This window comes from Dethiosulfatarculus sandiegensis (assembly GCF_000931935.2).
Lineage (GTDB): Bacteria > Desulfobacterota > Desulfarculia > Desulfarculales > Desulfarculaceae > Dethiosulfatarculus > Dethiosulfatarculus sandiegensis.
In genome coordinates, this window is sequence record NZ_AZAC01000021.1 from 22,513 (window position 1) to 38,188 (window position 15,676).

13 protein-coding genes are annotated in these 15,676 nt (G+C 54.6%); all 13 read right to left on the reverse strand.

Annotated elements, in window-relative coordinates:
- Window positions 1-2: 2 nt before the first annotated feature.
- The 13 genes from X474_RS14855 to bamA all read right to left on the reverse strand — a co-directional run bounded on the left by X474_RS14855 (window position 3) and on the right by bamA (window position 15,532).
- Complete coding sequence (locus X474_RS14855) at window positions 3-947, reverse strand: glycosyltransferase (RefSeq protein WP_044350054.1); 945 nt, start codon at window positions 945-947, stop codon at window positions 3-5.
- 85 nt (window positions 948-1,032) lie between these two features.
- Complete coding sequence (locus X474_RS14860; RefSeq protein ID WP_044349986.1) at window positions 1,033-2,739, reverse strand: ArnT family glycosyltransferase; 1,707 nt, start codon at window positions 2,737-2,739, stop codon at window positions 1,033-1,035.
- Window positions 2,736-4,499, reverse strand: coding sequence for an ArnT family glycosyltransferase (locus X474_RS14865; RefSeq protein ID WP_044349988.1), 1,764 nt, complete (start codon window positions 4,497-4,499; stop codon window positions 2,736-2,738). The genes X474_RS14860 and X474_RS14865 overlap by 4 nt, the downstream gene beginning before the upstream one ends.
- A complete protein-coding gene (locus tag X474_RS14870) occupies window positions 4,480-5,112 on the reverse strand; it encodes a phosphatase PAP2 family protein (protein WP_052515250.1) in 633 nt (210 codons plus the stop codon). Before X474_RS14870 ends, X474_RS14865 begins: the two co-directional genes overlap by 20 nt.
- Window positions 5,105-6,892 carry a lipid A export permease/ATP-binding protein MsbA gene (msbA, locus tag X474_RS14875; RefSeq protein ID WP_044349990.1) on the reverse strand — a complete coding sequence of 596 codons (1,788 nt, stop codon included), beginning with the start codon at window positions 6,890-6,892 and terminating at the stop codon, window positions 5,105-5,107. The genes X474_RS14870 and msbA overlap by 8 nt, the downstream gene beginning before the upstream one ends.
- The gene (lpxB, locus tag X474_RS14880) at window positions 6,882-8,030 is read right to left on the reverse strand and encodes a lipid-A-disaccharide synthase (protein ID WP_044349991.1); all 1,149 of its coding nucleotides are present in this window, start codon (window positions 8,028-8,030) and stop codon (window positions 6,882-6,884) included. The genes msbA and lpxB overlap by 11 nt, the downstream gene beginning before the upstream one ends.
- A 2-nt stretch (window positions 8,031-8,032) precedes the next feature.
- Window positions 8,033-9,046, reverse strand: coding sequence for a Gfo/Idh/MocA family protein (locus tag X474_RS14885; RefSeq protein ID WP_197282128.1), 1,014 nt, complete (start codon window positions 9,044-9,046; stop codon window positions 8,033-8,035).
- A 10-nt stretch (window positions 9,047-9,056) separates the two neighbouring features.
- Window positions 9,057-9,869 carry an LpxI family protein gene (locus X474_RS14890; protein ID WP_044349993.1) on the reverse strand — a complete coding sequence of 271 codons (813 nt, stop codon included), beginning with the start codon at window positions 9,867-9,869 and terminating at the stop codon, window positions 9,057-9,059.
- Between the two features lie 3 nt (window positions 9,870-9,872).
- Complete coding sequence (gene lpxA, locus X474_RS14895; protein WP_044349995.1) at window positions 9,873-10,646, reverse strand: acyl-ACP--UDP-N-acetylglucosamine O-acyltransferase; 774 nt, start codon at window positions 10,644-10,646, stop codon at window positions 9,873-9,875.
- Window positions 10,647-10,708: 62 nt separating this feature from the next.
- A complete protein-coding gene (fabZ, locus tag X474_RS14900) occupies window positions 10,709-11,155 on the reverse strand; it encodes a 3-hydroxyacyl-ACP dehydratase FabZ (protein WP_044349997.1) in 447 nt (148 codons plus the stop codon).
- A gap of 11 nt (window positions 11,156-11,166) precedes the next feature.
- Window positions 11,167-12,201 carry a UDP-3-O-(3-hydroxymyristoyl)glucosamine N-acyltransferase gene (lpxD, locus tag X474_RS14905; protein ID WP_044349999.1) on the reverse strand — a complete coding sequence of 345 codons (1,035 nt, stop codon included), beginning with the start codon at window positions 12,199-12,201 and terminating at the stop codon, window positions 11,167-11,169.
- A gap of 118 nt (window positions 12,202-12,319) precedes the next feature.
- Complete coding sequence (locus tag X474_RS14910) at window positions 12,320-12,847, reverse strand: OmpH/Skp family outer membrane protein (protein WP_197282129.1); 528 nt, start codon at window positions 12,845-12,847, stop codon at window positions 12,320-12,322.
- A 39-nt stretch (window positions 12,848-12,886) separates the two neighbouring features.
- Entirely contained in the window at window positions 12,887-15,532 is a 2,646-nt protein-coding gene (bamA, locus tag X474_RS14915; protein WP_044350003.1) for an outer membrane protein assembly factor BamA, read from the reverse strand.
- Between the last annotated feature and the right edge of the window lie 144 nt (window positions 15,533-15,676).

The window sequence follows — 15,676 nt, forward strand, 5'->3', positions numbered from 1 at the left end:
GCCTAGTCCCTGGTTTCGGCCACTACATAACGCGGCCTGGACCGCACCTCGCGGTATATGCGGCCCACATATTCACCGATCAACCCCACACAAAGAATCTGCACCCCCACGAACACAAACAGGATGGCAAAAAGGGTGAAAACTCCTTCCACTTCCGGTCCAACCACCAGACGGCGGATAAACAGAAAGAGGCCGAAAAAGACCCCTGCCAGGGCCACCAGCCCGCCGAGAATGCTGACCATCTGGATGGGAAGCACGGAAAAACCGGTCATGAGGTCAAAGTTAAGGCGCAAAAGATCCACCAGCCTGTATTTGGAGCTGCCGGATTGGCGTTCGGCGTGTCCCACCGGTATCTCGGTAACTTCCTTGGCAAAGGTGTTGGCCAGGGCGGGGATGAAGCTGCTGGTCTCCTCACAGCGGTTCATGGCCTCCACCACTTCCCGGCGATAGGCCCTCAGCATACAGCCATAGTCCTTTAAGTCCACGCCCACCACCCGGCTGGTGATGCGGTTGACCAGGTAAGAGGGCAGCTTGCGCAGCCAGGAATCCCTGCGGTTTTCCCGCCAGCCTCCAACCACGTCATAGCCTTCCTCAAGCTTGGCAACCAGTTTAGGCACATCTTCAGGCGGATTCTGCAGATCGGCGTCCAAGGTGGCCACCACCTGGCCGCGCACCCTCTCAAACCCGGCGAAAACCGCCATATGCTGGCCATAGTTGCGGTTGAACCTCACCAGGTGCACGCGATGGGATTTCTTGTGAAAGCTCTCCAGTATATTCCAGGAATCATCTCTGGAGCCGTCATCCACATAGATAACTTCCCAGTCATAACCAGCCTTATCCAGGGTTAAGGTAAGCCTCGCGTGCAGCTCCGCCAGGTTTTCCTCCTCATTGAAAACCGGTATAACCACCGACAGATAAGGGTTGAATTCTTGCTTCAAATCCGCCATCAATACCTCCAGAAGAAACAATTTTCCGGGCTTGCCTTGAGCCAAAGTCAAGACGGGAGCCACCGGCAAAGCAAAAATCGTTTTTTTAGTTCAGGGGCCTGTTGCTGAAAAGCACCTTATCGCCCAGGGTCTTTAACTTGAACAAGAGCAGTCCGGGCACTCCGTGGGCCATTTTATCAAGCCTTTTGTAAGCGCCTATTTCAGCAACCACAAAAACCCTTCGCTTGGGGTTCTGTAAAAAACGCAGAAAATCGGCGTCCTTTTTAATAAACCAATCAGACGTGTCGGAGGTGTGACGCCTGCCGAAATCCAGCTCACCCCAGTTATCAGCCACCAACACTCTTCGCTCACCATAAAACACAGTTCCATGGTAATAATCACCATAATTGGCCAGAATATCGCTTTTGGTCAATACCTGGCGCAAAGGTTTAACCAAACCTTTTACGGAACGGTAGTCATCCAACTGCGGCGCGCCAATGGCAACCACCACCAAAAGGATAAGCAAAACACTTAAAGGCGCGGCCACCGCGTAAATAAGTTTCTTGCGCATAAGGTATATCACCACGGCCAGGGCCGTGGCCAGGCAGGGGCCCACAATCAAAAGTCCGCCTAAGTGATCAAAGGTGATATCCGGATTCAGGGCCGGCACCAAAGGCAGGGCCAGGCCTGCGGCCAGGGCGACCACACTGAGCCCCACCAGCCCCCTGCGCAGGCCCGCCTGGGTTTCCGCGCCGGGTTTCCATCCCTTGACCAAGGCCAGGGCCCGACCCATTAAAAGCCCCAAAGGCGGCAACACCGGCAAGATGTAATGCAGCATCTTGGAACTGGAAATGGAAAGAAAGGAAAAAAACCAGACCGCCCATACAGTTACAAAAAGCCATGAGCGATGGGGGGGCTTTAAAAGATTTGCCTTGCCGGGCCAAAGGGTCTTCAATCCCCATGGGAACAGGGTGACCCAGGGAAACAGGGCGGCGGGTAAAATCGGCAGATAATACCAGACAGGCTCCTGGCGTTGCTGCCGGTCGGTCAAAAGCCTTCCCAGGTGTTCGTCAATAAAGAAAAACTGAAAAAACTCAGGATTAACCAGGCTGACCCATATAACCCAAGGCAGAGTCAACAGGGCGCAGAGCCCCATGGCCTTATAGTCGGCCAGGCGTTTTATCAGATCCCATTCCCGGCTGAGGGCGCAGTAGATAACCACATGCAGGACAACCAGGCCCGGGCCCAAAAGGCCCTTGGATAAAAAGGCCGCGGCCAGGCCCACCCAAAAGGCATAAACCCCGTGTTTAGTTTTCTGCCTTGTCTGCCAGGCTCCGTAAACAGCCAGCACAATGCCGAAGCAAAGCACCATATCCACTAAAAGGACCCTGCTTAACAGCAGAAACATAAGAGATGTGGCCAAAACAGCCCCGCCCCAGAGGCCGGAGCGGGCATCCCATAGGGATCTACCCAATAAAAAACACAAGAGCACAGTTAAGGTGCCAAAAAACATGGGCACAAAACGGGCGCTGGCATCGCTCACCCCGAACAGCTTGAAGCTTATGGCCACCAGCCAATAGGTAAGCGGTGGTTTTTCGAAATATTTTACATAATTAAGATGGGGCGTCACCCAATCGCCGGTAACCAGCATCTCCCGGGCGATCTCTGCGTAGCGGGCTTCGTCTGTTTCATACAGGCTGCGCAGGCCGGGCATGGAAAAAAACAAAACTCCGCACAGGACCAAAAGAAAGCCCATGTAAAGGGCATCTCTCTGCCAGTTGGACGGGGAATTTTTTTTAGCCCGGGGTTTCATCCTTGGCCCCCTGTCTTAAGCTGATCTTTGCCTGTGCCTGTTTCCCAGACCCGGCGGGCGGATTCATTACCAACCAGCATGTAACCGCCCTTGACAGCCAAGACACTTAAGTCGGCTCCATTTTCCAGGCGGTCCCTTAGGGTGACCCTGGTAAAGGCAAAAAAGGGCTTGGCGCTTTGGGCCTTGTTTTTGAGTTTTTCCAGATCATCCACCCGAAACCGTTCCAGATCTTGATCCAGATAATAAAACAAAGATGGCTTCCAAAGGCCATAGGTGACAACCCGGGCCTCATCCGGAATCAGCTTGACCGCTTGGCGGGCAAGCTGCCGGGAGGGGTCCTGCATCACATTGGCCACGTTCGGCAAAAGACCTAGAATCAGGGTGGAGGAAAACAGCATCGCCCCCACGGCGATTCCGGCCACGCTAAAGGCGGGTTTTCCTTTTTTAAGCAGATACCAGCCTGAAAGGCAGATCAACACTCCGGCCATTCCGGCCAGAGGCCAGAATAAAAACAAGGGAGCAGCCTCGGGCAAAGCGTATTCACTGGAATCAGGCCTGATCGAACCCAGAATCTGATCCCAGAACAAAGGCAGCCCAAAGGCAAGGGCCAGCATCACCACCAGCCAGATGGCGCTTACCAATATAAGGCCCCAGGAATAGATCGCCTTGGTGGCTTTTCCCATCTGGCCCGGAAAAACCCTTTTGGCCAGAAAGTGCCCGGCTAAAACTGCGGCAAAGGGGAAACCCGGCAGGATGTAATTGATCTGCTTGGTGGCGGCCAGGGAAAAGACAATCAAGACCCAGACCAGGCAGAGACCTGCGAAAAAGCGCAGCCTTTGCACTTGGTCCGCCTGTTTACCCGCCTTGAAATTCTTTACAAACCCTCCGCCTAAGTCAGCCAGCACCACGGACGAAAAAGGGAAAAGCCCCACCAGGAGCACAGGCAGGTAATACAAAAAACCGCCGCCATGTCCCAACAGAACCTCGGTAAAACGGTTAATGTTCTGAGCCACAAAAAAAGAACGCCAGAAGACCTCGCCGAGTTTCCAGAAAACCAGGCCGTACCAGGGGAGGTTTATGACCACAAAAATCAGGATGCCCCAATGAATGCGGCAGGCTTTCAGAATTTGCCAAAGCCGCCTTTGCCAAAGGGCATAAAAAAAACAAACCGGCAAAACCACAGCCGGAGCCACCGGGCCCTTGGTCAGAAAACCAAAACCCAGGGCAGTCCAGCCCAGCAGATAGAAATTACGGGCTTTTAAGGGTTGTTCACCGCTTTCCACAGCCAGGTGGAAGCAGACCAGGGAAGCTGTGGTGAACAGGGTGAGCAGCATATCAGTCAGGCAGGCCCTGCCCACCAGTAAAAACAAGGGGGTGAATACCGCGGCCACACAGGTGAGCGTAGTCCAGGCAGGGTCTTTCTGAGTGCGTCTGACCAGCCAGGCGGCCAGCAGGAGAACCAAAAAGGCGCTTACGGCCGAGGGCAGCCTGGCCGCCATTTCGCCATCACCGAAAACCGCTCTGGAAGCGGCCATGGCCCAGAATACCAGAATGGGTTTTTCCAGATACAGCCTACCGTTTAGGGTGGGGACCACAAAATCCCCGCTCCTGAACATGGCAGACACACTGGCCGCATATTCACCCTCGTCCCGGTCGGTAAGGGCCATGCTCCCCAAGCAGGAAAACAAGACCGCCAGGCTCAGCACGAGGGCCAGAAGGCCCATCCATGTCCATTTTTTTTCAGACAGTCTGCTCTGCACAATCGGATCCCTGAATCTTTTTTAACAGCCTAAAGCCAAGGGGCAGTCCAACTAAAATACCCAAGATGCTTCCCGCCACCACATCGCTCACATGGTGGGCCGTACCGACCACCCGGCCCAGGGCAACCAGCAAACTGAGCAGATATAAATATGGCCGGGCCTTGGGGAAAACCACTCCCAGCAAGGCGGCCAAGGCAAAGCTGGTGGCAGAGTGGCCGGAAGGAAAGGAGTGAAAGTCACTATCCCAGATCGGGCCTTTGACATCCATGGGCAAAAGCCCGGTGCTGGGCCTGGGCCTTCCCACCAGATGCTTTACAACCTGGGTCAACACCCCGGATATAATAAAGGCCAAAACCCCGTAAAGGGCCACTGGTTTGGCCCACTTGCGGCCTCGCCTCAAACCCCAAAGGCAAAACACCAAAAGGGCGGGAATCTGCAAAGATCCCAACCCGGCGTAATGGGCGAATGTATCCAGGCAAAAGCCGAATCCTGTCTCATTCCAGGTGCGCACCCACTCAAGCACCGGTTCATCAATAGTCGAAGCTGCAAGCAGCAGAAGAAAACCAAGTGCAAAAGGCCATACCTTACGCACCGACCAGGCGGATTTAGGCACCGACTGAAGCCTCCAGTCCCTGATCCACGGTGAACTGCATCTGATGCAGCTTGTGGTAATGCCCCTCGAGTTTCAACAGATCATTGTGGTTGCCCTGCTCCACTATGCGGCCCCCTGCCAGCACCACTATGTTGTCGGCCCTCTGGATGGTGGACAGCCTGTGAGCCACCACAAAGGTGGTGCGGCCCTTCATCAGGTTTTCCAAGGCCTTTTGCACGAAGAGTTCACTTTCCGTATCCAGCGCGCTGGTGGCTTCATCCAGGATCAAAAGCGGCCTGTCGGCCAAAAGCGCCCTGGCAATGGAGAGCCTCTGACGCTGGCCGCCGCTTAAAAGCACCCCGCCCTCGCCAATAATCGTGTCAAACCCCTGAGGCATTTCAGTTATAAAATCCATTGCATAAGCAGCTTCCGCCGCACGGCGGATCTCTTCACCACTGGCGTCGGGGCGGCCATAGGAGATATTCGCCCTTACCGTGTCGTTAAACAAAATAGTTTGCTGGGTTACAATGGCGATCTGGGAGCGCAGACTTTCAAGGGTCGCGTTTTTGATATCCACACCGTCAAAACAGATCGCCCCCTTGGTTGCCTCGTAGAACCTGGGCAAAAGATTCACCAGGGTGGTTTTACCTCCGCCCGAGGTTCCCACCAGGGCCAGGACATCACCCACCGGCACCTTGAGGTTTATATCGTTAAGAACATATTCACCTTTGCGATAAGCAAAGCATAACTCCTTAAACTCTATAGACTTCTGTAAGGGGTCCAGGGTTACGGCGTCGTGGTTGTCATGGATCTCCACCGGCTCATCCAGGATTTTGTACACCCTGACCGCGGCGGCCAGCCCGTTCTGCACGTCGTTGTTAAGCTGAGTGAGCTTTTTCACCGGTTCATAAAGCAGAATCAGGGCGGCTAAAAAGCTGAAAAAAGTTCCCGCAGTGGAATGGCCGTTTATAACACTGTATCCGCCGTAAAGAATGATCCCGGCCACGCCAAGACCACCTAAAAACTCCATAAGGGGGCTTGATATGGCGCGCACCTTGACGTCTTTCATACGCAGGCCGAAAAGCCGCCAGGCATGTTTGCTGAAGCGGCTTATCTCATGTTCTTCCCTGCAAAAGCCTTTTACAATGCGGGCTCCGCTTATGGTCTCGTGCAAAAGCACACTCACATCGGCCATGGTTTCCTGGGAATGGGTGCTGATCTTGCGCAGCTTGCGGCCAAACTTGACGAGCGGCACGCTACACAAGGGGAAGACCGCCAGGGCAAAGATGGCCAAAAACCAATCTCTGTAAAAAAGCACGCACAAAAGGCCGATAATGGTGAAAAGATCTTTAAGCACACCAGTGATAACGTTACTCACCGCACCCTGAATCTGGTTCACATCGTTTGTAATGCGGCTCATCAACTCGCCGGTGGGGGTGCGGTCGTAGTAGCTTAAGGAAAGGCGCTGCAAATGGGAATAAAGCTCTATACGGTAATCGGTGATAATGCGTTGTCCGACCCACTGCATGAGATAGGTCTGCCCGTAGGTGCAGAGTCCCTTGGCGGCATACAGAATGACCAGGGCCAAAGGCACCATAAGCAGCATCTGCTCATCCTGGCGCAGAAAGATATCATCCAACACCGGTTTCACCACATAGGCCATGCCCGAAGTGGAGCCCGCCATGACCACCATCATGGCCATGGCCCAAAAGAGCTTGGTCCAATGTGGCTTTACCTTTTCCAGTAAAAGACGGTAAAGCTGGGCGTCGCCCACGGTCTGTTTCAATTGTTCAATCGCCATATTCCTCTATCATCTCTTTAGCAATAAGGGCAGTGGCCCGGCTGGCGCCGGGGCCTCCCATGCTAAGGCGTATCTCTTGTAAGCCCTCTTTCATTTCCTGTCTGGCCCGGCCGGGTTCAAGCAACTTGAGGGCCTCTTGAGCCAGATTCTCGCCGGTGGCCTCCGCCTGAATCAGTTCCCGGACCACCTCCCTGCCCGCCACCAGGTTGGGCATGGCAATGAACTCCACCTTTACCAGGCTTTTGGCCAGGAAATAATTAATCCACCCTGTTTTGTACACCACAACAAAGGGAGTTCCAACCAGGGCCGCCTCAAGAGTGGCTGTTCCCGAGGCAACTAAAAGCACCTTGGTCTTTTCCATGACCATCCGGGACTTGCCCGGCAAAATGGTGAGCCCTTCTGGAGCCTTATCCAGATACGGCTCGAGTGCCCTGGTCTTGAGCCCGGGCGCAAGCGGTAAAACAAAGCATAGTTCAGGCCTTTTTTGGCGCATTATCCTGGCGGCCTCAAACATCACCGGCAATATCCTGGTGATCTCCGAATGCCTGCTGCCCGGCAATATGCCCACCGGCAGGCAGTTGTCGGGCAGGGGCCAGAAATCTGTTTCCGAGCGGTGGGGCTCTGCCTGGTCCAAAAGAGGATGCCCCACAAAATCAGACCTCAATTCAGGGGCCAGCTCGGACATGAATTTTTCCTCAAAGGGAAAAATAGCCGCCAGGCGATTAACAAACCCAGCCATATCCTTGGCTCTTTTACGACGCCAGGCCCAGACCTGGGGACAGACATAGTAAAGGACCTTGATTCCCAGCTTGGCCGCCGCCTTGCCCAGGCGAAAATTGAAATCCGGAAAATCTATCAGAATCAAAAGATCCGGCCTGGTTTGGGCCAGATGACGCTTCATTTCCCGCAAGGTGCGTAAAATTAGCCCCAACTTGGGCAGCACCTCTACAATCCCCACCAGGGCCAGTTCCTCGGAGCGCTGGACCATCTCCACCCCGGCACCAGCCATGGCCTGCCCCCCCATGCCGCTGAGCCTGATTCCCGGGACTTCCCGCTTTAGGGCAAGGGCCAGTTTAGCGCCCAGAAAATCCCCGGAAGCCTCTCCGGCCACCAGGACCACATGGGAAGGTTTTTCCACCGTTACTCCTCACCCTCGGAGCCTGTCCCCACCCATTTGCGGGAAGACTCTATAAGGGACTGAAAATCTGGCCTGTCGGTGGGCATGCATTTCTGCACCGCCAGGGCGCAGGCAAGAGCCCTTCTGCCGCTTTCGCCTGAGACCCTGGGCTGAACCCTTTTACTCACGCAATTGATAAAGGACTTAAGCTCTTTATCCAGGGGGTCGGCCTTGCCGAAACGGGGGCGGTCGGCCTTGACCTTGGGTTTTTTACCGGGTTTGTACTCAACTCCGTTTACAGCCAGAAGTTTTCTGGACTTGAAATCCAGATGCAGATAGCTGTCCGGCTGGAAAACCCTCATCTTGCGCTCATCTTTCAGCGCCAGGCGGCTGGCCGTCACATTGGCCACGCAACCGCCGGGGAACTCGATCCTGGTGTTCACAATATCCGCGTGCTTACCCAGGACCGGCACTCCCACGGCGCGGATTTCGCTGGGCTCCTCACCCACCAAGGCCAAAATGATATCCAGATCGTGAATCATCAGGTCCAGGGCCACATCCACATCAGTGGCTCTGGCCTTGAAAGGCGCAATGCGGTTGCATTCAATAAACAACGGTTTATGAACCCGATCAAAGAGCTCTTCCACTGCGGGGTTAAAGCGCTCCAGATGCCCCACCTGCAGGATCAGGTCTTTTTCACGAGCGATCCTGACCAGTTCGTCGGCCTCTTCCAGGGTGGTGGTCATGGGCTTTTCGCAGATAACGTCCTTACCCGCTTTGAGAAAGTCCAAGGCCACCTGATGGTGATACACAGTGGGCACAACCACGCTGACGGCCTGGACCTGATCTATGACCCGGGTGTGGTCCGTGTACCAGGGCACCCCGAATTTGGCGGCCACTTTTTCCGCCTGCTCAGGGTCATTGTCAACCACGGCCACCAGCTCGGCCTGCTTCATCGCAGCCAGCTTCTCGGCGTGGAATTTGCCCAGGTAGCCAACTCCCACCACAGCGGCTTTAACTGGTCGTATTTCTTCCATGGATATTTTCCTAAGAATGGGCCAACACGCAAATGTCGGCATTGTCTGCAATTCTGACCATTTCCTCACGATCAAAAACCAAAGTCGATCCGGGCTCGATAACCAGGCAGGTGGCTCCCGCCTGTTTCATGGTTTCTATGGTCGCAGAACCCACACTGGGCAGATCAAATCGCATATCTTGAATGGGCTTCAGGCGCTTGACCACCACTCCACCCTGTTTATGAGTCAACTCACCCGCCCTTTTTATACAGGCGTCGGTGCCTTCCACCGCCTCCACAGCCACGGTCACCTTCCTGTGCACCACCACGCATTGGCCAATATCCAGACTACCCAACTCCCCGGCCAGTTGCCAGCCCACCTGAAGGTCTTCCTCTTCTTCGGGATTGGGGCCTCTTTGGGTGTAAACACCGGCTGAGGCCAGGAGTTCGGGCACCAGCTCATGGCTGGCCAAAACCGAGATGCCTTCATCCTCCAAGACCTTGCAAAAGGTGCGCAGGATGCCGTCATCAGCCATATGGCGCAGTTTATTCAAAAGAGTCATGGCCTTAAAATCCGGCCTTACATCTTTGAACATGCGGGTCTTTTTGACCCCGCCGCACATCACGGCCCTGGTGGCGCCGCTCTGTTTCAGGGCCTTGATCAACTTACCCAGTTGACCAAGCCGGACCCAGGTGATCTCATCCACCTCTGCGGCCAATTCAGCAAGGGTCTCCCCCTTGTGAGCCACGGCAACCACCTTAAGGCCCTTTTTCTTGGCCGCCCGGGCAAAAAGCAGGGGAAACTGCCCCTGCCCGGCGATAATGCCTATGGTTGACTCGGGCATGGTCTAACGAGCCACCCCCCTGGTAGAAGCTTGAATAAACTCCAAAAAGTGACGAACTTCCGGCAGATCTTCCACTTCTTCCCGCACCTTGGGCAAGGCCTCTTTCAAGGTGACATGGGAACGGAATATAATGCGATAGGCCAGTTTCAAGGCCTTTATAGTCTCATCTGAGAATCCGGCCCGCTTAAGGCCTATCTGGTTCAGGCCATGGGTTTTGGCGCGATTGCCTTCGCAAAGGGTGTAAGGAGGCAGATCCTGGGCCACTCCGCTCATGCCGCCCACAAAACAATAGCTGCCGATGCGGGTGAACTGATGCACGGCGGTGAGGCCACCGATTGCGCAGTTGCTTTCCAGGATGCAATGACCGCCCAAGTTGGCCGAGTTGGCCATGATCACATTATTGCCGAGCTGACAATCATGCGCCACATGGCTGTAGGCCATTAAAAGGCAGTTGTCGCCAACCCTGGTGATGCCGCCGCCTTCACCCGTACCCCGGTTTACGGTGACGAATTCCCGGATCATTACATTTGCGCCAACCTCCAGCCGGGTGGATTCTCCCCCGTACTTGAGATCCTGGGGGTCCGTGCCCAGGGAGGCAAAGGGCCAAATGCGGGTCCCCGCACCGATTTTGGCATCCTGTTGAATGTTCACATGATGATCAATTCTGCAATCAGGGCCTATCTCAACCTGCGGGCCAATGTAGGAGTAGGCCCCTATCTGAGCAGTCTCATCCACTTGGGCCTTGGGATCCACCATTGCGGTGGGATGTATACTCATGAGGTTTTCTTTCCTCGGTTTTCTATTTTTCCTGAGAGCCGGTGCCTTTATAAGTCCTGTTTTTATTTACCGGAAGTGACAGCCGCGGTCAGGTCCGCTTGAGCGGCGAGCTGGCCGTCGACCATTGCTTTGCCGGACATCTTCCAGGCCCTGGCCGAGCGATGCACATTGGTGACCTCTAAAATCAACTGATCACCAGGCACAACCGGCCTGCGGAACTTGACTTTATCAATGGACATGAAAAGTATTATTTTACCACGCACGTCAGGCAGGGACTGATACGCCATTACCCCACCGGTCTGGGCCATGGCCTCTATGATCAAAACCCCCGGCATAACCGGCAGATCAGGAAAATGGCCCTGGAAGAAATGCTCTCCGTAGGTCACATTCTTAAGTCCCTTGATGCGTTTCCCCTTTTCCAACTCAAGGATGCGGTCCACCAATAGAAATGGGTACCTATGGGGAAGAAATGTCATAATTTCCTGCAGATCAAAAACCTGTTCGGCCATGAACCGCTCCTTTACTCTTCTTTTTTCCCGGCGTTTGCCTCCAACCGGGCTTCGAGTTTCTTTACACGCTCAAAAAGATCCGGCAAGCGCCTGATCAATGCGCGGGTGCGCAGCCATACCCTGTGAGGCAAATGGGGATAGCCTGCCACCACTTCATTGGACGCAATGGAGTTGGTGACCCCGGTTTTCGCGCCCATCACGGCATTATCACCAATATTCAAGTGTCCCGCCACCCCAACCTGGCCGCCGCACACAACATGACGTCCAAGTTTGGTGGATCCGCTGATGCCCACCTGGGCCACCAATAGGGTGTCCTCGCCGATCACGCAGTTATGGGCCACATGCACCATATTGTCGGTTTTAACCCCACGCTGAATCCAGGTCCGGCCCATGGCGGCGCGGTCTACGGTGTTTAAGGCGCCGAGCTCCACATCATCGTCGATCTGAACGATCCCGATCTGGGGTATCTTGAAATAAGCGTCTCCGTCCGGAGCAAAGCCGTAGCCATCGGCTCCGATCACTGTACCCGCGTGGAGAATACAGCGCTTCCCCACCTGGCAACCCTTATAAATCACCACATTGGGGTATAAAACCGTATCGTCTGAGACCCTTGCACCGGGTCCCACGTAGACTCCGGGGTGCAAAACCACCCGGTTTCCCAAAACAGCTCCATCTCCCACATAGGCGCCGGCATGGATAGAAACATCCTCGCCCAATTGAGCAGTTTCTTCCACCACTGCCCGGGGGTGCACTCCCGATGGTTTATAGGGAACTTTAACGGCAAAGGAAAGGCTCTTGGCAAAGGCAAGGTAGGGATCTTTCACTCTGATTACAGCCAGTCCCTCGGGAACCGTCTGCTCATGAGTTACCAGAATCGCCCCTGCTTTGCATTCATTTAAAAGATGTGCGTATTTGCGATTTGCCAGAAAGCTCAAGTCCTGGGGCCCGGCCTGATCCAAGCCTTTAATCCCGGATATTTCACGGTCAGCGGGCCCGATCAGCTCGCCATCCACCAAACCGGCAAGTTCGGCCAGAGTTATCTTCACTTTTTCTTCTAACCAATCTGATTTTTAATTGACACACGCCGGTTAAAGCCTCTAATGAGGCTTTAACCGGCGGCCGTTGTTCCAGATTTTCGCTTGGGTTATTAAACGTCATCCCGACCTAGGGATGGGCTTTGTCATAGGCGGCGATCACCTGGCTGGTAATATCCACACTGGAAGGATAATACAAGGCAGCCTTGGACTCTGTGATCATGGTGTATTTTCCCTGAGCCCCGATCTGCTTGATGACTTTACCCAAGTTATTCAAAATAGGCCTGAAGGCATCACGCTGAGCCTCCATCATGTCCTGCTTGGCCTCCCGCTGGCGATCCCGCAGCCTGCGAACCTTGCGCTCAAAATCCCTTTCCTTGGCCTGCCTGGCCTCGGGCTTCAGCAGCATGGCTGTGTTTTCCAGCTCTTTTTGCATGGTGCTCACCTCGGTCTGAAGGCTTTTGAGCTCGTTTTCAAAGTCCTGGGCCCGGCGCTGCAACTCGGCCTGAGACCGTTTACCCTGCTTGCACTCGCGGACGCAACGGTTCAAATCCACCACAGCCAGTTTAACCTCGGCCTGGGCAGCAACAGGCACGGACCAGATAAGGGCAGTGGCCAATGCGGCAAACAAAACGGGCAAAATCTTTACTCTCGCCATGAACATCAGGATAATCTCCTTAACTAATTTCGTTTTGGTTTAGAACATACTTCCAATGGTGAATTCCCAGTTGCTGTCCGCTTCACCAGGTTCCGGATCAAGCACATAACCATATTCCAGACGCAAGGGGCCAATGGGAGAGAACCAACGGATTCCCCCACCCACACTGGAACGCAGATCACTTAACTCGTAACCTTGATCCTGGGTCCAGGCGTTACCGGTGTCGTAGAACAAAAGACCCACCAGACCGGCTTTTTTCACCAGCGGGAAACGGAATTCAAGGTTCAGAAGCGCCATGCGCTCACCACCTATGACGTCACCAGTCGCCTCGTCCTTGGGTCCTACGCTCAAGTAGTCGAAACCACGCAGAGTGTTTATACCGCCCAGGAAGAAACGTTCGTAGATGGGCAGAGTGCCGTCGCCATGGGAGGTGACCCAGCCCAGCTTGCCGTGAGTCACAAAAACCGTATCCCAGAACAAGGGGAAGTACCAGCCACTCTCAGCCGTGGCTTTGACAAAGGAGTTGGTCCCCCCCAGGAATCCGCCGGCATATTCCACACCCACGCTGTTGTCCGAACCGTTTGTGGTGTTGAAAGAGTGGTTTCTGGTGTCGCGCCTTACGATGAATTTCACCGAACTGGTTATGTGGTTGCCTTCCTGGTCCTTGATGATGGTGGCTGAATTTTCGCTGACATCACTAACGGTCGCGTCTTCATATTTATAGTAGGCGTAGAACCTGGTTGCGTTAAAGGGAGTGGGGAAGCCAAAGCGGATCCTGCCGCCGATGGATTCCTTGTCATAGCTTGTGTACTCACGCCGCCAGTCATAGATGTCGGCGCCCGCGCTTATGGGGCGGTCAAACAGCCAGGGCTCGGTGAAGCTTAAGGTGTAGCGGGTGGATTTTCCGCCCAAGGCTCCCTTTAACTCCAGACGCTGTCCCCGGCCGAAGAGGTTGGCCTCGGTGATGCTGCCCATGAACATGAGCTTGTCAACCGTGGAGTAGCCCGCGCCCACATTGAACTGGCCGGTGCGCTTCTCCTTGACGTTTACCTTGAGGTCCATCTTGTCCGGGCCGGTTCCCTGCTTGGTGGAGATATGCACATCTTCAAAGAAGTTGAGCTTTCTCAAACGCATATTGGAATTTCTAAGGGCCCGGCTGGAGAAGCGGTCTCCCTCGACCACACTCAGTTCGCGACGGATGACCCGGTCCCTGGTGCGGTCGTTGCCTGTGATGACAATACGTTCAAACCAGACCTTGCGGCCCTTTTTGACGTTGTAGGCAATGTTGACCTCTTTTTTCTCCCGGTCCTCTCTCACCCTGGGCCTGGCCTCCACATAGGCATAGCCCTTGTCCGCATAAAGGTCATTTAAAAAGCCCAGGTCCGCCCGCAGATTGGAACGGTTGAACCATTCACCGGGCTTAACCTTAAGGCCCTTCATCACATCGGCCTGGGGAATAATCATCTCGCCGGTGACCTGAACCGCGCCGATCTTGTAGCGGGGGCCTTCCACGATGTTAAAGGCCACATTCAAGCCGCCTTTTTGACGGGTAATGTCAGGCTCGCCGACTCTGGCATTCAAGTAGCCGTTATTGTAATAGAAATCTGTAAGCTTCTCCCGGTCCTGATCAATCTTGGCCCGATCCAGAAGGTTGTCGTCGGTAAGCCAGGAGAACCAGCCTTCTTCCTTGGTGGTCATCTGTTCGCGCAGGGTGTCGGCCTCAAAGGCTTTGTTGCCGTTAAAGGTGATGGTCTCAATAAAGACCTTGTCACCTTCGTTTATCTTGAAATGCACTCCGCGTTCGCCGGAGGGCAGATCCAGCATCTCCGCCTTGACCTTGACGTCGTAATAACCCTTGTCGTGATACATCTTCACGATCTTGGCCTCGGCTTCCTTGATAAAGCCGGGCTTGATCACACTGAAAGGTTTCAGGCCAATCTTGTCTTGGATGTCTTTATTGTCAAAGACATCGTTGCCGGTAAAGCGGATCTCCCTGAGCATGGGTTTTTCGGTGACTTCGAAGACCACCTCTTTACCGGTGGGAAGATCATTGGTCCTCACCCGCACATTGTCAAAATAGCCCATCTTCCAGATAGCGCGCAGGTCCTCATCCAGCATGAGAGGCGAGAACGGGCCGCCGGGCTTGGTCTTGATAAGCGCCTTTACGGCGTCATCTTCTATACGCTTATTACCCTCGATCTTGACCTCGGCCACTTTTTCCCGGCCCGAAACCTTGGTGGCGACTTCGCGGGACAGGCGATCAGTCAAGTCAGGCAGGGCGCTTAAGCCCGCGCCTTCCACAAATACCGACTGTGGCCTGATCATGCCGAGGACATCCAGAATCTTCACATCCAGGGACACCCGGTTGCCGATCTTGGTCACGGAGCCGTAGACCGCAAAATCCGCGTCAAGGCTTCCGGCCACACGGCGGGCCACGGTCAGGTCAAGGGGCTTTCCTTCTTTCTGAAGGGCCTCGTTAACCTCGGCAGACGCAAGAACATTCACTCCGTCCTTGACAAGACGGGTCTTTAACATGTCCTGCAGGTCAGTCTTCAGACGACTCAAGGGCTGCCTGCTGAAGACATCAAAGGGAAAGACCGCCACCTTGATGGGGTCGGCAGCCCAGACAGCGCCCTGTCCCAAGAGGAACAAGGCCAAAACCAACATCAACACCTTTTTAATCATGCCGCCCCCGATCCGAGTTTGTCAGCCAAGGTAATCCATGGCCCAAGCAAAGCCGCCGCACGGGTCGCGCCAGCCGACATCTCAAAGGCCAAATCCATTAAGAGGCCCGTTTAAGGCCTTTTTACCGTTTTTGCCGGCAAGCGA